Annotated in this window: 14 protein-coding genes; 7 read left to right on the plus strand and 7 right to left on the minus strand. The window is 62.4% G+C overall.

The annotated features are described in order from the left end of the window. Window positions 1-46: 46 nt before the first annotated feature. Window positions 47-1,495 carry a dynamin family protein gene (locus KBX17_RS08350; protein WP_256019347.1) on the minus strand — a complete coding sequence of 483 codons (1,449 nt, stop codon included), beginning with the start codon at window positions 1,493-1,495 and terminating at the stop codon, window positions 47-49. 10 nt (window positions 1,496-1,505) lie between these two features. Continuing rightward, window positions 1,506-3,341: a dynamin family protein gene (locus KBX17_RS08355; RefSeq protein ID WP_050748869.1), complete on the minus strand. Its 1,836-nt coding sequence runs from the start codon at window positions 3,339-3,341 to the stop codon at window positions 1,506-1,508. Window positions 3,342-3,604: 263 nt separating this feature from the next. Here KBX17_RS08355 and KBX17_RS08360 point away from each other — a divergent pair, with 263 nt between their 5' ends. Continuing rightward, complete coding sequence (locus tag KBX17_RS08360) at window positions 3,605-4,873, plus strand: hypothetical protein (RefSeq protein WP_256019348.1); 1,269 nt, start codon at window positions 3,605-3,607, stop codon at window positions 4,871-4,873. A 116-nt stretch (window positions 4,874-4,989) separates the two neighbouring features. Here KBX17_RS08360 and KBX17_RS08365 read toward each other — a convergent pair whose 3' ends face one another. From KBX17_RS08365 to KBX17_RS08380, 4 genes are all read right to left on the minus strand, one after another. Then, a complete protein-coding gene (locus KBX17_RS08365) occupies window positions 4,990-8,121 on the minus strand; it encodes a translation initiation factor IF-2 N-terminal domain-containing protein (RefSeq protein ID WP_256019350.1) in 3,132 nt (1,043 codons plus the stop codon). A 266-nt stretch (window positions 8,122-8,387) separates the two neighbouring features. After that, window positions 8,388-10,085, minus strand: a complete 1,698-nt coding sequence (locus KBX17_RS08370) for an alkaline phosphatase (RefSeq protein ID WP_256019352.1) — start codon at window positions 10,083-10,085, stop codon at window positions 8,388-8,390. Window positions 10,086-10,184: 99 nt separating this feature from the next. Beyond that, window positions 10,185-10,595: a nucleoside-diphosphate kinase gene (gene ndk, locus KBX17_RS08375; protein ID WP_005289155.1), complete on the minus strand. Its 411-nt coding sequence runs from the start codon at window positions 10,593-10,595 to the stop codon at window positions 10,185-10,187. 23 nt (window positions 10,596-10,618) lie between these two features. Continuing rightward, window positions 10,619-10,924, minus strand: coding sequence for a hypothetical protein (locus tag KBX17_RS08380; RefSeq protein ID WP_005289151.1), 306 nt, complete (start codon window positions 10,922-10,924; stop codon window positions 10,619-10,621). A gap of 204 nt (window positions 10,925-11,128) precedes the next feature. Here KBX17_RS08380 and KBX17_RS08385 point away from each other — a divergent pair, with 204 nt between their 5' ends. The 4 genes from KBX17_RS08385 (at window position 11,129) to KBX17_RS08400 (ending at window position 16,847) form a co-directional block, all read left to right on the plus strand. Then, a complete protein-coding gene (locus tag KBX17_RS08385; protein ID WP_256019353.1) occupies window positions 11,129-12,643 on the plus strand; it encodes an AMP-binding protein in 1,515 nt (504 codons plus the stop codon). Between the two features lie 172 nt (window positions 12,644-12,815). Continuing rightward, a complete protein-coding gene (locus KBX17_RS08390) occupies window positions 12,816-14,015 on the plus strand; it encodes an acyl-CoA dehydrogenase family protein (RefSeq protein ID WP_256019355.1) in 1,200 nt (399 codons plus the stop codon). Window positions 14,016-14,096: 81 nt separating this feature from the next. Then, window positions 14,097-15,605 carry an AMP-binding protein gene (locus tag KBX17_RS08395; RefSeq protein WP_256019357.1) on the plus strand — a complete coding sequence of 503 codons (1,509 nt, stop codon included), beginning with the start codon at window positions 14,097-14,099 and terminating at the stop codon, window positions 15,603-15,605. Window positions 15,606-15,638: 33 nt separating this feature from the next. Then, a complete protein-coding gene (locus tag KBX17_RS08400; RefSeq protein ID WP_256019358.1) occupies window positions 15,639-16,847 on the plus strand; it encodes an acyl-CoA dehydrogenase family protein in 1,209 nt (402 codons plus the stop codon). An 87-nt stretch (window positions 16,848-16,934) separates the two neighbouring features. Here KBX17_RS08400 and KBX17_RS08405 read toward each other — a convergent pair whose 3' ends face one another. Further along, window positions 16,935-17,849 (minus strand): DUF2262 domain-containing protein, encoded by a 915-nt coding sequence (locus KBX17_RS08405; RefSeq protein WP_256019360.1) that lies wholly within the window; start codon window positions 17,847-17,849, stop codon window positions 16,935-16,937. Between the two features lie 165 nt (window positions 17,850-18,014). Here KBX17_RS08405 and KBX17_RS08410 point away from each other — a divergent pair, with 165 nt between their 5' ends. Together KBX17_RS08410 and KBX17_RS08415 are read left to right on the plus strand one after the other, a co-directional pair. After that, complete coding sequence (locus KBX17_RS08410) at window positions 18,015-18,998, plus strand: aldo/keto reductase (RefSeq protein ID WP_256019362.1); 984 nt, start codon at window positions 18,015-18,017, stop codon at window positions 18,996-18,998. Continuing rightward, window positions 18,998-19,495 (plus strand): cysteine hydrolase, encoded by a 498-nt coding sequence (locus KBX17_RS08415; protein WP_255998167.1) that lies wholly within the window; start codon window positions 18,998-19,000, stop codon window positions 19,493-19,495. Before KBX17_RS08410 ends, KBX17_RS08415 begins: the two co-directional genes overlap by 1 nt. The last annotated feature ends 155 nt before the right edge of the window (window positions 19,496-19,650 follow it).

The following is a 19,650-nucleotide window of genomic DNA, read 5'->3' on the forward strand; positions in this document are numbered from 1 at the left end:
TTTCCTCCTTAAACACAAAGACGGGCATTAGTCTAACCCGTGCTGGCTATCTGGTCATCCGTTTCCAGGCAGCTTGGTAGGCCACAATCAGGCGTTCGCGCGCGTCATCTTCCGCGGCGGAGAGCGGGGTCATAGCAAGCTCACGTAGCTCGCCGAGTTCGCTGCGGAGAACGTCAATGACGCGCTCAGGTGGGGCGTCGGCACGCAAGCCGACTTTCTGTGCCGGGTTGGAACCTTGGATCGCCGCCCGCAGCCGCGGGATGAGCGTCGAGTTCGGCGAATCCGCCACCGTGTTCTTGAAGCTGCGGTAGAGCATGACATCCTTCATCGCCGGCTGCGATTCCAGCACGGACTGCACCCACAGCGCATGGTCGCGCGATTCCGGCGCATTGGACAGCGTGTCCAGGGCATCGACAACGCGTACTGCGCGCTGCAGAGTGGCAAAATACGGCATTTCTTCGGTGATGATCGTGGTCAAGCGCTCAATTCCCGATGTTCGCTTCATCCACTCCAGCAGCCCTGCCGGCCCCTGCTCCGCAGCCACCGTGCGGCCATACATGAGCCCGTATTCGCCCATGACGTCCAAGAGATGGTCGCGCTCGTCCGCGGTGAAGCCTTCCACGCTTGTCGACGGATCCTCCGCCTCAACAAACTCCAGCATCGCATCGCGGTCCAGGCCGGCCAGCGCTGCGACATCGCGGACCACCGCGCCGGTGACCCGGCCCGTCAAGGCAGATTCAGCCAGCAAACCCGACAACGGGACCATCGCGCCGACCGTACCGCCCATTTGCTCTGCAATGCGTCCCGCATACGCCTGCGCGACTTCCAGCGGGTCCTTCTGACCGAACGCTCCAGCGCCGAAAGAATCAGCCCTGGAAACCACACCCACCACCGTCAACGGGGTCATTCCCAGATCAGCCACGAACGCGCGTTCGTCGTCGCGGGGGGCGGAGTCAGACAAGAAGACCACGCAGTCAGCCCAGGAGGAGGCTCGTTTGGTGTCCTGGGAGCCGTCGATAAGCATGCGCCGCGTGCGCGCCTCGTTTTCGACGGTGAGCGTCGCTGTACCCGGGGTGTCGATGATGCCGAGCGTGGCCAAACGCGCAATCGGGATGAACTGGCGGACGAAATCAATTTCGTCGAGTGGGCGGCCCAGGTCCGCCAACGGCTCCCCGGCGAGCGGAACGCTCTGCACCTTGCCATCGAGACCGATGACCTCCGCGCGAGCCGGCGCGCCTTCGTCGTAGACGCTGACCGCCATCGTGCACTCCAACGACCCGGTCGCCGCGATGCGGCTCTCTGTCAACGCGTTGACCAGTGTGGACTTGCCCGACTTCAAGCGCCCGATGACCGCGACTCGTGGCGGACGCGAGACCAACTCGCGCAGCTCGGCTGCAGGCTGCTCGAGGTGCGGTCCTCCCTGTCCAAGCGCCTCGATGCTCTGGCGGAGAAGAACGTTGAGCGCCTCAGCGCCGTTCTGGTGGGGCTGGCTCATAGTGGTCTCCTTAGAGAGTCTGGAGGTGGGTCTTCAGCTCGTTGATCGTGCCCGCGATGATCTTCTGGTTCTTGGACAGACGCGTGATCTTCTCTTTGCGCTCCGTCTCCGTCTCGCGGGCGGCGTTACGGGCTTGCGTAATGTGCTCTTGCACCTCTTTCTGCCGGTGACGCAGGTGAGAGCGGTACCGCAGAACCATTTCGGTGCGGGCGGACGCGATCATCGTGTCCAACAGGCGGGTAATGGACATGCGCGTCGTCTGCGTGATCTCGCGCAACCACTGGATCAAGTGGGTCTTGCCGTTGCGCAGAGCACGGAAGCTCATGTTCACACCGACCCAGACCACACCTGCCAGCGGCGCGAACGGAATGATGAACGACAACGCGCCGGCACCGATCGCACCCATGGTGAGCATCGAGGGATCCATCAGGTCCTTCGTCTTCTTGTCCACCTGACGGCCTTTCACGGCCTCCGGGGCAATAGAGCTGACCGCAGCGCTGAGCACCGAGTGGACAATTTCCGGCCGGTCCGGAAACAACTGCTCTGCCCGTTCCTTGATGCCGTCGAGCTGCTTGTCCAGGGTGCTGCTGATCAGTTCCGTCAGCTCCGCCTCAATCTGGCTGGTGAACACCTGCGGCTTCGAGCGCAGGACGCGCATGCCCTCTTTGTTGATGCGCTGCGTCCATCCGTTGCGCAGCGCTTCGATGTCCTGATCCAGCTCGTCGGTGATGCGGTTACGCATGAGCTGAATATCGCGGGCGAGCAACTGCTCCCACTCGGAGGCGTGCTCTTTGAGCTCCTCAAGCTCTTTTTGCTCCTCCTCCAGCTTGGCCACTCCCTGCGTGGGCTTCGCGTTCAGTTCGATCTCACGGGCGATCTGCTTCTGAATACCGTTCAGCGTGGTCATGATGGATTCGATGGAGCTGCGCAGACCCAGCGCCTTCGGGTCTTTCAACATGCGGTGGATCTCGTTGCGGAGGTCCACGATGCCGCTACGCTGGGCAATCGCCTCCGCACGCTCCGGGTCCGTGGCTGTCATATCCACCGAATCCATAGCGCGCAGGCTAGAAACCCCGATCACCGGGACATCGGCACCGAGGTGCTCGCGGATGAGCCTGCGGTTGTCCTCCACAATCGCCCGCCACCTGCGGATGTTCTTATCAGTCTTGGTCACAGCGACGATCACGGCGCCGACCTCCTGGCGCGCTTCGGCGAGAATGTCCATCTCCGGCTTCGTGATCGGCGTCGACGCATCGCACACCATGAGCAACACGCCCGCACGGTGAGCTTCGCTGAAGGACGCCTTCACCGCGTGCTCGTCAAGACCACCCACGCCAGGCGTATCGACGATGGTCGTGCCTGCAAGTGCGGGCCATTCCAACTCGATCGACGCTGCCGTAGCCAGCTCATCGTCGTCGCTGCCGCTACGTGAGCCCTCCATGCCGTCGATGGTGACGTAGCGCGGCAAATCGGCGATGTCAATGGGCTGGCGCCCGTCGCCGCGGTTGAGTTCGACGCGCGGGGAGATCGGCCCCTCCCCTGCCGGGGCGACACTGACGCGGATCGGGGCGCTTGTCGACGTCAACACGTCCACCGGCAACAGCTCCCGCTGCCCCACAAGCGCGTTGACAAGGGAGGACTTGCCTCGTTTGATCTCGCCGACGACAACGACTGTGCCCGTGCGGAAAGGTGCGTCCAAGAGGTTCTCAGCCACATCGACGGCAGAATTCTGGCCGTAGCGACGTGCAATGTCCATCGCTCGGTCGAGTGATTCCCGCGGACTTCGTCGCTGCGGCGATGCCTGCTGAGCAGTGTGCTGAGCAGGCTGAGAAGTGGTCGGTTCCATGACGGCCATTTAAGCCCAAATTATCTCTTGCTGCGCATTCTTCAGCGCAGAGAAGAAGTACCTTCTCAGGTATAAGCAGATCTTAACCTGGTGTTTTGACATTTTTGGTGGAAAGTTTGAGAAAAACTTCAAACCTTCCGGGAACCTTGGGCATAGGCTGCGCATTACACAGGTGACTGGACAGAACGTCAGGTCACAACAGCCCGGGAAGCCCGGACCGCAAGACCACCGAAACTACACACAACACACGAGAGGAACGAACAATGTCCGACCAGGGAAACGCTCAGAACAACACCCCGAACACCCAGAACCAGAACGCACCCCAGAACGCTGGCGCTGAAGAGCAGACCGGTGTCCCCACCCAGTTCGAGTACACCGACGCCGAGGGCAACGTCCACACCGGTGACATCCAGGGCGGCCAGGACACCACCGGCGACGGCAACCTGGACACCTTCCACGCCGACATGGACGGCGACGGCGTCGCAGAGACCCGCATCTTCGACCGCGACGGTGACGGCAACGTCGAGCGCGTCGAGGTTGACTTCGACGGCGACGGCGCTCCGGACTACGCCGCGCAGGACACCAACCGAGACGGCCAGACCGACGTCGAGCACTTCGACACCGACGGCGACGGCATCATGGACACCACCGTCCGCGACGTGAACTACGACCACCAGGCTGACAGCGTCGAGTTCGACACCGACGGCGACGGCGAGATGGACACCCGCTTCTCCGACACCGACAAGGACGGCAAGCTCGACTCCTTCGCCTTCGACACCGACGGCGACGGCCAGATGGACTACCGCGAGTACGACTTCGACGGTGACGGCCAGATCGACTCCACTGACGGCACCCCGTCCGGCCCGAACCAGGAGCAGCGCGAGTTCTTCGAGAACATGGCGGAGGGCGCACCGGCTGAGCAGGGCGCACCGGCTCCGGCTCCGGAAGCTCCGGCTGAGGAAGCACCAGCTCCGGCTCCGGAGGCTCCCGCTGAGGAGGCACCGGCTGGGGAGGCACCGGCTGAGGAGGCACCTGGCGCTGCCGCACCAGCACCGGCACCGTCTGACTCCGACGACATCGCTCTCGACGACCTCGAGGACGAGGAGGCTGCTCCGGAGCGCGCCACCGAAACCGACCCGGCAATGTCCAGCGAGGCTCACCCGGAGGGCGGCGTGGTCGTCGACCTGGACGGCGACGGCTACGCAGACGCTATCGTCTACGACACCAACAACGATGGCGAGATCGACGCCATGGAGGTTGACTCCGACGGCGACGGCATCACCGACACCCTGTTCGTCGACTCCGACTTCGACGGCAAGGTCGACGAGCAGCACTCCGACACCGACGGCGACGGCATCACCGACGAGGCCATCATCGATGTCGACGGCGACGGCTACGGCGACTCCCTGCTGACCGACACCACCGGCGACGGCTACTACGACACCGAGGAAGCCATCGACACCTACAACGAAGCACCGGAGTTCCCGGACTCCGAGGGCATCGACTTCGACGCACCGACCGACATGGCCTAAGCACGACCGCTAGCTAACGGCTAAGCCCCCTCCCGCTGGGAAGGGGGCTTCAGTCATTGGCGGGCGTTTAGTGGGAGCCGCGATTTAACGGCCCCCACCGGTTCTCCTCGGTTCAACTAGCTGGTGCGACGGGTAGCGCGCCGACGCCCGCGGGAGCGGGTTTGGGCCGGCTGGTCGCTTTGCTGCGGCGCAGCCTTGCCACTCGACTTCTTGGCCGGCTCCTGGCGCTGCATCGGCTTCTCGTTCACCGGCTGCCGTGCCGTATCGCGCCCAGCCGTGGTGCGACGGGTCGCCCGGCGACGACCGCGGGAGCCGCGCTCCGGCGCACGGCCCGGATCAGACGTGCGGGGCTGCGCGCTTTCAGCGGAATCGTCCGGTTGGTCATCTTCCGCTTCAGCCTGCTCGTAGTCCTCCCGGCGCGGGCGGTGATCCGACGTGGAGTTGCCGCGAGTGTTGCGCTTGCGGCGCGGCGAGCGCTCGAATTCCTCGACAGCTTCCTCGTACGTCTTCGCCGGTTCGGACGCGTCCTCGTCGTCCCGACCGGAAGAATCCTCGGGCGTGTCCTGGGTGTCGGTGGTCTCCTGCTGCGGGCGACCCTTGCCGCGGCCGCTGCCGCGTCGACCGCGGCGGCGGGAGGAGCGTCGCTTCGGCCGGTCCTCATCGGAGGAATCGTCGGTATCGCTTGTGTCGCTCGTGTCGCTCGTGTCGATGGGTTCGACTGGGTCGTTGGTGATCACGACAGCGTCGGCAAGCTCTTCGAGCTGCTCCACGTCCTTCTCTACGTCATTCTCGGTGTCCCGCCCGGACTCCTGAGAAGGATCATCGTCACGGCCCTGCATGGCCAGAGCTGCCGGGTGGCCCGCCGGATCCTGCGCCGGCTTGCGGCGGCGGGATTGGTTCCCGCGGCGGCCGCCACGACCCGGAGTGTCGTCGCGTGAATCGGTTGCTCTGACGGGATCGTCGGAAAGCACAATGCCCCGGCCGTCGCAGCACTCGCACTTCGTCGAGAACGTCTCCACGAGCCCTGTGCCGAGGCGCTTGCGCGTGAGCTGAACCAGGCCCAACGAGGTGACCTCGGAGACCTGGTGGCGCGTGCGGTCGCGGCCGAGCGCCTCCTTGAAGCGGCGCAGCACCAGTTCCTGGTTCTCGGGCAAGATCATGTCGATGAAGTCGATGATGATCATGCCGCCGATGTCGCGCAGACGCAGCTGGCGGACAATTTCCTCGGCCGCCTCCATATTGTTCGACGTGACCGTCTCCTCCAGCGAACCGCCGGAACCGGTGAACTTGCCGGTGTTGACGTCGATAACAGTCATGGCCTCGGTCCGGTCGATCACCAAGGTGCCGCCGGACGGCAGCCACACAGTGCGCGACAGAGCCTTCTGAATCTGCTCGTCGACACGGTAGACCTCGAATACGTCCTGGCCGTCGTGGTCGCCCCGGTCGAACAGCTCGAGCCTGTCAGCGAGATCCGGGGCGACGGACTCGACATAGTTGCTCACCACGTTCCACGGCTTCTTGCCGTCGACAACAAGCTTTTGGAAGTCCTCGTTGAACAGGTCGCGGACGACCTTGACCAGCAGACGCGGCTCCTCGTACAACGTGACCGGTTTGGAACCCTTCGACTTCTTCTCCTGCTCCGACTGCTGCCTAATGGTCTGCCATTGGGTGTGCAGACGCTTCACGTCCGCGGCAATGGCCTCTTCTGGCACGCCTTCAGCGGCCGTGCGGATGATCGCCCCGCCCTTACCCGGAACGACCTTGACCAGAATGTCCTTCAACCGCTTGCGCTCCGGGGCCGGAAGCTTGCGCGAAATTCCGGCACTGTGCCCGCCCGGCACGTAGACCAAGTAGCGGCCCGCCAAGGAGATCTGCGTAGTCAGGCGCGCGCCCTTGTGGCCGACTGGGTCCTTGGTCACCTGCACCAACACCTGGTCACCGGACTTGAGCGCCTGCTCGATGCGGCGCGCGCGACCGCCGAGGCCGGCAGCCTTCCAGTCGACCTCGCCAGCGTAGAGCACGCCGTTGCGGCCCTGGCCGATATCAATGAACGCAGCTTCCATGCTGGGCAGCACGTTCTGCACACGTCCCAGGTAAATGTTGCCGATCATCGAAGCACTGTCGTCGGAGTCAACGAAGTGCTCCACCAACAGGCCATCTTCCAGGACGCCGACTTCGGTGATTTTGCCGGGCCCGTCGTGACGCGAACGCTCCCGCACGACCATGGTGCGCTCGACCGACTCGCGGCGCGCAAGGAATTCCGCCTGGGACACCACGCGCGAACGGTTGCGATCTTCTTCGCGGCGCTCAGTGCGACGGCGGCGCTGCGCTTCTAGACGCGAAGACCCCTTGATGGCCTTCGGCTCGTCGATCTGCTCGGGCTCGGCATTGTCCTGCTTCTCGGTGCGCTTGCGGCTGGTCTTGCGCGAACTACGACGCTTCGATTTGGACCCGGAGTCCTTGCTGTCCTCGCTCGCCTCGCTGGATCCTGCGTCGGCAGCGTCGCCCGGGGCGTCCTGCGTCTGCTCGGTGCCCTTCGCATCGCTTTCCGACGAGCGACTCGCCCTCCTCCGCGACGACCGCGGCGCCGCCTTGAACACCGGCGCGTAGAGGCCCGTGGCGGAATCTTCGTCATCATCCTCCGGGGCCGGGGTCACGTCAGGTTCGACGTCGTACAAGACTTCAGCGTCATCCGTCTCGTCGGTGTCGTCGCTGTCTTCGTCAGCGGGTTCCGCAACCCCGGCAGACTCGAGATCAGCCTCGACCTTCTCCTCGATCTGGTTGATCTCGTTGGCCACATCCTTGCGGACGCGCTCGCGGATCTTGTCGTCGGAGGAGCTGGGCTGGGACTCCAAAGCGTCAAGAAGCTGCTCGGTTTCCGCGCGTGTCAACGAGGACTGCGCCACCTTCACCATGCCCAGCTCGTTGAGCGCGACGACCAGGTCCTTCGAGGACATGCCCAGCTCTTTCGCCAAGGCGAAGACTCGGGTCTTCTCACCGAGACGGGAACGGTCGTACAGCGGAGTAGCGGACTGTTCAGCTGCCTGCGTTTCGTTATGCTGCTCTGAACTCGATGTCGACTTCTTAGCAGCACGCCGTGATGATTTCTTGGCCGTCTTTCTCGCCGTCTTAGTCGACTTCTTTGCTGTTTTCTTGGTGGATTTTACCGCAGATTTTTTCGTTGTCTTTTTCTGCGCCGGCGCCGCGGAGGACACCTCAGTGGTGGTGTTTTCGTCGCTGTCAGCCACGGAAAGAACATCTCCTATTGAATTGCCGCGCGTGAGCGACTATCCCCGCCGGGCGCTGGTGGGAACAACCAATAGCAGGTTCTCTCCCACCGCCGCCGCACAGCGCTGCTAGCTTCTAGCCGACAGTCAGCTCCGCGCAGTGAACGATTCTCGTACAAAGCTTGATGAACATTCATATGCCACGAAAGGCATATAGTTCAGCAACCATTGTGGCATACGGAGCTGGGTGTGGTGGGAAGCCGGGCGGGGTAGAGACGTCGATAAGCTTATTGCTGGAAGCCCTGACCCGGCACCCATGTCCGCGAAACCGCGAGACGCGCCGACGCGCCCGGGTCTTCGACGTTGGACACGCGGTAGAAATCCATGCTCACACGGTCCTTCTGCACGCGCGCAATGCCGTAACCGTGCGAATCGAAGTCGACGTGGTTTACCCACGGGTTCGCCGAGTACATGACCTGCTCCACCAGGTGGGTGACCGGGTTGTCCTCAGGCGTGTACGTGCGGGTGTACTGCGTGACAATCTCGTCCACATTGGGCGCGGTGATCGAAGAGCACACCATCTCCGCGCCGATTTCCAGTCCGTTGTGCTGCACGGAGTGCGCCCACTCAGAGTGAATGTCGCCGGTGAGGAACAGCGTGTGCGCCTTGGTGTTGGTGAGAATGTTGAACAGCTTGGCGCGCTCAGCGCGGTAGCCGTCCCACTGGTCAGTGTTCACAGCCAGGCCGGCGGACTGGGTGAACTCGTCGATGGCGTAGTTCGCGGTACGGTTCTGCTCAGTCGTGTTCGGCAGGTGGCCGATCTCCATGCGGGAAATCATCACCGAGTTACCCAGCACATTCCATGTGGTGTCGGCGGATTCGACCTGACCCTTGAGCCAGTTGAACTGCTCCGAGCCGAGCATGGTGCGCTCCGGTGCGTCAATCTTCTTGCTGAACGTTTTCACCTGCTCATCGCGGTAGGAGCGCAGGTCCATCATCGTCAGCTGCAGCAGGTTACCGAAGCGGTACGAACGATAGATGTGACCGTCTTGCGACGGGCGGGTGGCGCGCACCGGAAGCCACTCGAAGTAGGCCTGGTGCGCGGCCGACTCGCGGACCTTCCACTCACCTTCCTCGCCAGGGGTGTGGTTCTCGGCGCCACCAACCCAGGAGTCATTGGCAGTCTCATGGTCGTCCCACACAACCACCCACGGCGCTGCAGCGTGCGCGCGCTGCAGGTGCTCGTCAGTGCGGTAGCGGCCGTAACGGATGCGGTAGTCCGCCAGCGTCACAATCTCGTGCGCCGGGTGGTGCGGGCGGGAGACACCGGACTTACCGGCGTACTCCCCCGTCGGGTACTCGTAGATGTAGTCACCGAGGAAGACCACGACGTCGACCCCGCCAGCTTCGGCGCGCTCAGCCATGTCACGGTAGGCGGTGAAGTAGCCGCACTCGTAGTTGGCGCAGGACGCAACAACGAGCTTGTACTCATTGATGTCAGCGTTGGACGCGGGCGCGGTGCGCGTCTTGCCCACCGGAGAGATGGTGTCTTTGTAGCGGAAGCGGTAGAAGTACTCCGTCCCCGGCTGCAGGCCGCGCGGGTCCACCTTGACGGTGTGGTCGGTAACTGCGGTAGTGCGGGCCGAGCCACTGCGGACAATGTTCGCGAACGCGTCGTCGGTGGCAATCTCCCAGGTCACATCCGCATCTTCACCTTTTTCAGATCCCGGCGCAGCCTCTGGGGACACACTCACGCGGGTCCAGATGATCACCGAATCCGGCAGTGGGTCACCCGAAGCAACGCCGTGCATGAACACCGACCACGGCTTGGGGGCCGGGGCCTTCGGCAAACGCGCCGAGGACAGTGCAGAAGAAGAGGAAGAGGATTGCGCGTGAGCGACTGCTTGCGTTCCGACGGCAGCGGCTGCAGCAGCCGTCGCCGAACCGGCCAGAAAACGACGGCGGGGAAGATTCTGGGAAGTCATGCACTAAGAATCAAGTCCCCGATGAAGAGCTGCAACCGGAGCAGCAGTTCATCGGGGACTGTTCGGCACGAGTTCACGTGCCATTAACCGAGTGAGGATCTAGAGGTTCGGGAACCAGATCGCGATCTCGCGCTCAGCGGATTCCGGCGAGTCGGAGCCGTGCACCACGTTCTCACCGACGGTCAGGGCGAAGTCACCACGGATGGTGCCCGGGGTGGCCTTCTCCACCGGGTGGGTGCCACCGGCGAGCTGACGCCACGCGGCGATTGCAGACTCGCCCTCGACGATGCCAGCGACCAGCGGAGCGGAGGTGATGAAGTCCACGAGCTCACCGAAGAACGGCTTGTCCTTGTGCTCCTCGTAATGCTTCTCAGCGGTCTCGCGGTCAGCGGTACGCAGGTCCATCTCGACGAGCTTGAGGCCCTTGCGCTCGATGCGGGTGATGATCTCGCCGACGTGGCCGTTTGCCACACCGTCGGGCTTAATCAGAATCAGAGTGCGTTCAGTCATGCGTTCCAGCCTACGGGATGACGCTACAGCTCGCGCACCACGGCTGCTGCATCTTCGTAGCTGGTGTTCCGGAACCACAACTGCACCTGGCGGGCCGCCATATCGTGGTTGCCCTCCTTCTTCATGCGCTCAATGGTGGCGCGCTGCTCGCTGTCGAGCTCGATCGACGTGCGCTCCATCTGCCGGTACTTATCTGCCAGGCCGAGCACCAGGAACAGGGCCGCGGCCGCAAGCGCGGCGACGGAAATCCAGGTGGGCAGATCCAGGAACACGCCGACGATAGCGACCAATGAGAACACGGCCGCAAAGATCAAGGAGGCAGCTTGCATGAACCACACCCTACTTCACAGTGTTTTCGCTGGCCCGGCGAGCGTTGAAGCAGCAGAGAAACGTTAACCGTTTCTCACTAGAAAGAAAAAGCGACTTACCTCACATTCAGGGGGCTAATTGTTTTATTATGCGAAGTACTGCCGCGGACCCATCTTTCCCCGCGGCATCCATGCGCGAGACCATTGACTGAAAGGCCAGACTCCATGATCTATTCCAGCCCGTACCCGGACCTTGAGCTGTTCGGCGGCTCCGTCTACGACCTCATCTTCAACGACCTTTCCGGCGATGACGCCCAGCGCACCGCGATCACCGAGCTGACCACCGGCGACACCGTCACGTACGCACAGCTGCAGGAGATGGCAGACGCTATCGCCGGGTATTTGGCTGACCGCGGTATCGGCCCCGGCAACGTGGTCACGCTGCAGATCCCGAACTCCATCAACTTCGCCGCAGCCTTGTTCGGCATTTTCCGCGCCGGGGCCACGGTCAACCCGATCGGCGTGCTGCTGAACGACGCTGACGTGGAGAAGGTGGCCACAATGGCCGGCGCTGACCTGTTCATCGGCGTGGCCGACGTAGGGCATGACAAGCATGTGTGGGATTACGAGTTGGCGGGAATCGTCGAAAAGCGAATGCCTGCACCCGAACTGAGCGTCGATGGCAGCGCGCTCGCGTCAGTGCCGTTCTCCTCCGGCACTACCGGGTTGCCGAAGGGTGTCATGCTCTCCCACAGCAACCTCACGTCGAATGTCTTGCAAGCAGTGTCCATGCTGCAGCGCAACGGGATGGACAAGCACGTCAACACCCTGTCTCCCCTGCCGTTTTCCCACATTTACGGCATGACCGCGCTACTGCTGTCACCGCTGCTGCTGCGCTGGAACGTGCACACCCTGCCCAAGTTCGACCTGGATGTCTTCCTACGTGCACACGGTGAGCACGACATCGAATTCACCTTCGTAGCTCCCCCGATGGCCGTCGCGCTGGCGAAGCACCCAGCTGTCACTCCCGAAGGCTTCGCGGCGAACAAGGTCATGTTCTCCGGCGCGGCGCCGCTCGATGAGGAAGTCGCGCGCGCCGTCGAACGTCGCCTGAAAACCACGTTTGTGCAGGGTTACGGCATGACGGAGACCTCACCCGCGGTGTGCATTGGCGTCCACGGCGAGACTAACCCCGGCTCCATCGGCTTCCCGGTCCCCAACACCGAGTGCCGCATCGTAGACATCGAGACCCTCGAAGACCTCCCCCAGGGCGAGTCCGGCGAGCTGCTCGTGCGCGGACCCCAGGTCATGCAGGGCTACCTCAACAATGAAGAAGCCACGCGCGAAACATTGCTTGACGACGGCTGGCTGCGCACCGGCGATGTCGCTCGCGTTGCAGACAACGGCCACGTCTACATCGTCGACCGCGCCAAAGAAGTGATCAAGTACAAGGGCTACCAAGTCGCACCGGCTGAGCTCGAAGCACTACTGCTCACCCACGAAGCGGTTGCAGACGCCGGGGTGGTCGGCGTCGACCGCGACGGCCTGGAAATCCCGCGCGCGTTCGTCGTCCTGCAACAGGGCGCGTCCTTGAGCGAGGAGGAGTTGATGGACTGGGTCGCCGAGCGGGTTACCCCGTACAAGAAGATCCGCGCGGTGACGTTCATCGACCAGATCCCGAAGAATCCGACCGGCAAGATTCTGCGCAAAGAACTTCGCGATATTCCGCTGGAGGATTAAAACGCCCGGCCTGCGGGGCTGTTCGCCCGGATGCGGAGCCGGTTTGCGGCTCTCAAAGTGGGAGAAATCCCACAGCGAATTGGCGAGCGAATCGTTTGATAAATCCTGCGACAAAGGTCACAATTGAGTGCGGAATTGTTTCGCTCCACATTTTTGAGAAAAGAGGGCAAAGATGGCTGACAGCCAGAACCCGGTGCACGAGCTGCTGGATCCGAAAACCGACTACTACCAGGTATTCGCCGACGTCGAGGGCGAGGATCTGGAGTGGTGGAAGAAGGCCCGCGACTTCTGTGACTACGCCCGCCCGTACGTGAACGAGGGTTGGGAGAAGGCCGAATACCAGCTCCCCGTCGTCGAAGAAGCCGGTAAGCGCGGCCTGGTCCGCGACGGCATCGACATCGAGGGCGAGCCCCACATGTCTGTACGCGCTGCACGCCTGATGGCATTCGAGCTCGCGCGTACCGACGCATCCCTCGGCACTGCTTTCGGTGTTCAGGGTGGTCTGGCTATGCAGTCCATCGCCATGTGCGGCTCCGAGGAGCAGAAGGCGAAGTACCTCAAGGCCATGTCCAAGCTGGAGATCCGCGGCGCCTTCGCGCTGACTGAGCCGGACCATGGTTCTGACTCCATCGGCCTGGAGACCACCGCTGAGCGTGACGGCGACGAGTGGGTCATCAACGGCGAGAAGAAGTGGATCGGCCACGGTTCCGTCGGCCACATCGCCGTTGTGTGGGCGCGTGACACCTCCGATGGCCAGGTCAAGGGCTTCATCGTCGACCAGGACCAGGACGGCTACGAGGCTGAGACCATCACGGGCAAGGCATCCCTGCGCGGCATCCCGCAGGCGCACATCAAGCTCAACAACGTCCGCGTCTCCGAGGACCGTCGCCTGCCAAACGCGAACTCCTTCCGCGACACCGCGAAGGTCCTGGCCGGTACCCGCATCTCCGTGGCATGGGCCTCCCTGGGTCTAGCCACCGACTGCTACGAGAAGGCCCTGGACTACGCGCAGCGCCGCACCCAGTTCGGCCGCCCGCTGGTGAAGAACCAGATCATCCAGCAGCGTCTGGCTGACATGCTGCAGGACCTGACCTCGATGTTCCTCTACTGCCGCCGCCTGCTCGAGCTGGAAGAGTCCGGCGAGATCACCGAGCAGCAGGCAGCCCTGGCCAAGGTCCACTGCACCCGCGCGGCCCGCAAGATCTCCGCTGACGCACGCGACATGTTCGGCGGCGTGGGCATCCTGCTCGAGAACGATGTTGCCCGCCACCACGCCGACATCGAGGCGCTGCACACCTACGAGGGCACCGACACCATGCAGTCCCTCATCGTGGGCAAGTCCATCACCGGCGTCGGCGCATTCGCTGGCTAGGTCGTTTCCCAATCACATCACCGATAACTGCACCGCACGCCCACCCGCTGCGGTGCAGTTTCACTTAGGAGCCCCCACGCCATGATCTACCCGAGCCCCTACCCCTCTCTCGATCTTCCCCAGACCGATATCTACTCGCTGATCTTCGATGGACTCACTGACGAGGAAGCAACTCTGCCGGCGATCACTGAACTGGCCACCGAGCAAACCATCACCTACGGTGAACTACGCGACGCCGCTGACGCCATTGCCGGGGATCTCGCCCGCCGCGGCATCGGGCCAGGCAGCACGGTGACGCTGCAGATTCCTAACTCGATTCACTTCGTCGCCGCCTTCTTGGGCATCCTGCGCGCCGGCGCCACCGTGAGTCCCATGGGCGTGCTGATGAACCAGTCTGACGTGGTCAAATTGGTCCGGATGGCCGAATCCGACCTCTACATCGGCATTTCTGACGTAGAGGAGATCCCGCAGATCTTCGACACCCACCTTGGGTCCATCATCCGTGCTGGCGCGCCTGCTCCGGACATCGAGATCCCGGCCGACTCCGTGGCGTGCCTGCCGTTCTCCTCCGGCACCACAGGTCTACCGAAGGGCGTGGAACTCACGCACTTCAACCTGGCCTCGAACACGGCACAATGCTCCGCAATGGTCGACCGGCTCGACCTGGGTGAGAACGTCCGCACATTCTCCCCGCTGCCGTTTTCTCACATCTACGGCATCACCGTGCTCATGCTCATGCCGCTGTTGCGTCGCTCCCACGTGTTCACCCTGGCCAAATTCGACCTGCAGCTGTTCATCGGGGCGTTCCCACAGCACCAAATTAAGCTTGCGTTCATCGCTCCGCCTATGGCGATCGCTATGGCCAAGCACCCGGCGATCGAACCGGCGTGGTTCGCCTCCACCGAGGTGCTCATCTCCTCGGCGGCACCGCTCGACCGCGAAGTCGCGCTCGCCGTTTCCGAGCGCCTGGACACCACAGTCGTCCAAGGCTGGGGTATGACAGAGGCGTCCCCGCTCGTGGCTGTTTCCGATGGGTCGGTCGATCCGGGTTCCGTGGGCAAACCTGCGCCCAACACCGAGATCCGCCTTGTAGACCTCGAGAGCTTCGCGGACGTCGCCCAAGGCGAGACAGGCGAAGTCATTGTCCGTGGGCCGCAGGTCATGCGCGGCTACATCAACAACGAGGAAGCCACACGCGAATCGCTTGTCGATGGCTGGTTGCGCACGGGCGATTTCGCCCGCCTCGGTGACGATGGCGAAATCTACATTGTCGACCGCGCCAAGGAAGTGATCAAGTACAAGGGCTACCAAGTCGCACCGGCCGAACTCGAAGCCGTCCTACTCACCCACCCGGACATTGCTGACGCCGGCGTGGTCGGTGTTGACCGGGATGGTTTGGAGATTCCGCGCGCGTTCGTCGTAAAGCGCGAAGGCGCGGAACTCTCCGAGCGCGATGTTATGGACTATGTCGCAGAACGCGTCACCCCGTACAAGAAAGTGCGCGCCGTGACCTTCATCGCGGAAATTCCGAAGAACCCCACGGGCAAGATCCTGCGGAAAGATCTCCGGCAAATACCTTTTGAAGGCTAAGAATTCCCAATCCGAATACGAAAGAATGTTGCTATGACTCAACCAGACGAGAACCTCACCGGCGTTGCCGCCCTGTTGAACCCGAAGACTGACTACTACCAGGTGTTCGCCGATGTCGACGGCGAAGACCTCGAGTGGTGGAAGAAGGCTCGCGAGTTCATGGAGTGGGCCCGCCCTTCCCTCAACGATTCGTGGGAGAAGGCCGAGTACAACATTCCAGCAGTGGAGGAAGCGGCCCGCCGCGGCCTAGTTACCGACGGCATCGAGATCGACGGCCAGCCCGGGATTTCTATCCGCGCTAACCGCCTGATCCAGATGGAGCTGGCGCGTACCGACGCGTCTACCGCCACCGCCCACATCGTGCAGTCCGGCCTGGCCATGCGCTCCATCTCCGAGTGCGGTTCCGAGGATCAGAAGGCTAAGTACCTGGGCCCGATGTCGCGGATGGAGATTCGCGGCGGCTTCGCCCTGACCGAACCCGACCACGGCTCTGACTCGATCGGCCTGGAGACCTCCGCGCGCCGTGAGGGCGACGAGTGGGTCATCAACGGCGAGAAGAAGTGGATCGGCCACGGCTCCGTCGGCCACATCACGGTCGTGTGGGCCCGCGACGAGGAAGACGGCGAGGTCAAGGGCTTCATCGTCGACCAGGACCAGGAGGGCTACTCCGCGGAGACCATCACGGGCAAAGCATCCCTGCGCGGCATCCCCCAGGCGCACATCAAGCTTAACGACGTCCGCGTCTCCGACGACCGCCGCCTTCCCAACTCCCACACCTTCCGGGACACTGCCCGCGTGCTCACCGGCACCCGTATCGCGGTGGCCTGGGTCGCGCTCGGCATGGCGATCGACTGCTACGAAAAGGCCCTCGACTACGCCCAGCGCCGCGTGCAGTTCGGCCGCCCGCTGGTGAAGAACCAGATCATCCAGCAGCGCCTGGCCGACATGCTGCAGGAAATCACCTCCATGGCGCTCTACTGCCGCCGCCTGCTCGAGCTCGAGGAAGCCGGCGAGCTCAACGAGAAGCAAGCCGCCCTGGCCAAGGTGCACAACACCCGCGGCGCCCGCAAGGTCTCCGCTGATGCACGCGACATGTTCGGCGGCGTAGGCATCCTGCTCGAGAACGATGTCGCCCGCCACCACGCGGACATCGAATCCCTGCACACCTACGAGGGCACCGACACGATGCAGTCCCTCATCGTGGGCAAGTCCATCACCGGTGTGAGCGCGTACCGCTCCTAACCTGAAGGGACGTGGCACCTGGCCAGCCCTCCCCTGCTGGCCCGTCCCGGCCCCTAATCCTCGAACAGTAGCGCTCGGAACGGGCCCTTAGTCGAGCTCGACTTCCAAGAGTGTCCCGTCCCGGTCCGCCACAACGGTGACCGGGTGACCACCGAAGAGATCACCGTCGTCGAATTCGATAAGTATCTCGCCTTTCTCCGGGACGATCACGCTCGTCGGGCGGAAACGCCTAGCGACGTCCCGCACTCTCCATTCCCGCGCGGGAGTGCGGCGGCCCTCAGCTTCGGCGACATCGTGGCGCCATTCGTTTGCCCTGGGCAGGGCCTCAGTGGCGGCGAACTTGCGGGCATCCTTGAGAAACTTTCGCGTGATAACGCGGTTCAGAACGTGCACGGCTGATGCGAACCGTTCTTCGTGCTGAGTCAGCCCCTGAGAGAGTGGATCCGGATCCTCATAGGGGATGCTGACATTGACACCGAGTGATTTTGCGTGCCCTTCGAAGGAGCCAACGAAGCCTCGTTGAATGGTCAATTGGCCAAGCTTTGTATTGATCACCCCATTCTTGGCCGCACCTGTGGCGATGTCCTCCAGCTCCGGATCCGATTGAGGAGAGATCACGTCCCACACCGAGAAGAGAAGCGCGGTCCCTTGCGCCCGATACTTGGAGAAAGGAGACAATGCCCCTTTCGCCCGGTACACCGTGAATGGTTTCAAATCTGCCATTTCACCGGGATCGAATGACATCTTCCCGTTCTTCGTGCGATTAACCTGCGGGTATGCGATGTTGATCTCACCTGTGTGCACCGCACCATCCGGAAGCGTTCGCACAACGAGACCATCCACATGCTCAAGTTTGACGCTAACGCTGTCCTCACCGAGAAGGTTGTTTCGGGCTCCCCGCGCAGGCACCTCAGTGAGAACGAAGAGGAACTCCAGTTCATCCCCCTTCAACAGTGATTTCACGGCAGGTTCATTCGGGAATTCGCTGTAGAAGGAGAGCATGGCGCCGATTTTAACCGCGGCGGTTCAGTACCGAGTCGGTGTGACCGTCGGCAAGCTTCTTTGGCTAGTGGAACTGGCTTGCTGCATTTATCCCAGCGCTCTTCAAGGGAACGCGGCTAGGCTCGGCGAGAGTTCTCGCTTCCGTGTTTCTGAGAGGAATTCGTCATGAACTCAATCGGCAACCCCGCTCCTCTTCCCGCAGACCGCATCGGCCTGGGTTGCATGGGCTTCAGTTGGGGTTACAGCAGACCTGGCCAGCTGGACGACAATGCAAGCGTAAGCACCATACGTGAAGCCTTCGATGCTGGAATCAGGCACTTCGATACCAGCGACATGTACGGAGCCGGCCACAATGAAGAACTCGTAGGCAAGGCCTTTGCAAACAACTCGGATGTCTACATCGCTACGAAGGGCGGCATCGTCGTCGACAGTGTCGAACCCTTGCAGATGCATGTTGATGGTTCCACCCAGTACCTCCGCGATGCCCTCGACGCGTCCCTGCGCCGGTTGAATCGTGAACATGTGGACCTGTACTACCTGCACCGCCTCGATGGAACCATTCCGGTGCAGGAACAAGTTCAGGTGCTTGCCGACGCTCAAGCCGCCGGGAAAATCCGCAATATCGGAGTGAGCGAACCGACCTACGACCAGTTAGTCGCTGCTTCCGAGGTAGTCACCATCGACGCGGTCCAATCTGAACTCTCAGTCTGGACCCGCGACCCGCTGAAAGACCAGCCCTCTGAGCACGCAGACAGCAAGACCAACGTCCTGCAGTGGTGTGAAGACAACGGGGCGTCTTTGGTGGCCTTCTCCCCGCTCGGCCGCGGTTACCTCACCGGCACGTTGAACACGTCCGAACTCATGGAGGGCGATTTCCGTAGTTGGATGCCACGTTTTACCCCGGACGCGCAGGAACGCAATGCTGTCATCCTTGAAACTCTTCAGCGCATCGCGGAAAAACACGGAGTGGCAACATCCCAGGTCGCTCTTGCCTGGGTGCTCAGCGTCAGCCCAGCGGTGAAAGCGATTCCAGGTAGCCGAAGCATTGCCCACATCGTCTCCAACTATGAAGCAGCGAACGTGCAGCTCGACGCCGATGACATCGCGGCGATCAATGACTTGCCCGAGCCAACCGAATCCCGGTACTGATGCCCCCTCAAGATTCGGTTGACTGTCTCATTGTCATCGATGCCCAAGAGTGGATTCTTGATCTCTGCGAGAATCAGTCCGTTCGCTCCAACCTCATCAGAAAGATTGCGGACACAGTTGATACCGCGCGCAACCACGGGACGGATGTGCTGTGGATCCAGTTCCGCACAATGGATGACTCTGACGGCGGCCCGCTCGGTAAAGCGCGTCTCTTGCCGGAATGCGGTTACCGGGAATCTGACCCCATCATCACCAAGTTCGGGATCGACGCCTTCTCAGACACCTCCCTGGACCAGGAATTGGGAGCCCGACAAACCGGACGCATTGCACTCGCTGGGTTCTCGACAGCTCACGCCGTGCTCGCTACCGCCTCCACGGCAGTGCGCTTGGGATATGAAGTGATCGTTTACGGTTCTGCCTGCAGTGCCCCGACAAAAGGCGAACACGAGCACGCGCTACAGCAATTGTCCAAAATAGACTCAGTGACCGTTCTTTGACCTTGTAGAAGTGGCGCACCTACGAAGGATGCAGGTAAACAGCCACATCGTTGAACATCCCGGGGTTAAGTAGCAGAAGGGGATGCGGACGGAATCTTGGAGGATTCCATCATGAACCGCTCATACACCAAGGAGCAGCGACGCAGAGCTCTGCA

This window comes from Corynebacterium sp. CCUG 65737, from assembly GCF_024454115.1.
Taxonomy (GTDB): domain Bacteria; phylum Actinomycetota; class Actinomycetes; order Mycobacteriales; family Mycobacteriaceae; genus Corynebacterium; species Corynebacterium genitalium.

Coding starts and splice junctions, on each gene's coding strand:
- ndk (WP_005289155.1), bottom strand. CDS start 10,595: ATGACTGAACGCACTCTGATTCTGATTAAGCCCGACGGTGTGGCAAAC.
- KBX17_RS08355 (WP_050748869.1), bottom strand. CDS start 3,341: ATGGAACCGACCACTTCTCAGCCTGCTCAGCACACTGCTCAGCAGGCA.
- KBX17_RS08405 (WP_256019360.1), bottom strand. CDS start 17,849: ATGCTCTCCTTCTACAGCGAATTCCCGAATGAACCTGCCGTGAAATCA.
- KBX17_RS08415 (WP_255998167.1), top strand. CDS start 18,998: ATGCCCCCTCAAGATTCGGTTGACTGTCTCATTGTCATCGATGCCCAA.
- KBX17_RS08395 (WP_256019357.1), top strand. CDS start 14,097: ATGATCTACCCGAGCCCCTACCCCTCTCTCGATCTTCCCCAGACCGAT.
- KBX17_RS08410 (WP_256019362.1), top strand. CDS start 18,015: ATGAACTCAATCGGCAACCCCGCTCCTCTTCCCGCAGACCGCATCGGC.
- KBX17_RS08390 (WP_256019355.1), top strand. CDS start 12,816: ATGGCTGACAGCCAGAACCCGGTGCACGAGCTGCTGGATCCGAAAACC.
- KBX17_RS08400 (WP_256019358.1), top strand. CDS start 15,639: ATGACTCAACCAGACGAGAACCTCACCGGCGTTGCCGCCCTGTTGAAC.
- KBX17_RS08370 (WP_256019352.1), bottom strand. CDS start 10,085: ATGACTTCCCAGAATCTTCCCCGCCGTCGTTTTCTGGCCGGTTCGGCG.
- KBX17_RS08350 (WP_256019347.1), bottom strand. CDS start 1,495: ATGAGCCAGCCCCACCAGAACGGCGCTGAGGCGCTCAACGTTCTTCTC.
- KBX17_RS08360 (WP_256019348.1), top strand. CDS start 3,605: ATGTCCGACCAGGGAAACGCTCAGAACAACACCCCGAACACCCAGAAC.
- KBX17_RS08380 (WP_005289151.1), bottom strand. CDS start 10,924: ATGCAAGCTGCCTCCTTGATCTTTGCGGCCGTGTTCTCATTGGTCGCT.
- KBX17_RS08385 (WP_256019353.1), top strand. CDS start 11,129: ATGATCTATTCCAGCCCGTACCCGGACCTTGAGCTGTTCGGCGGCTCC.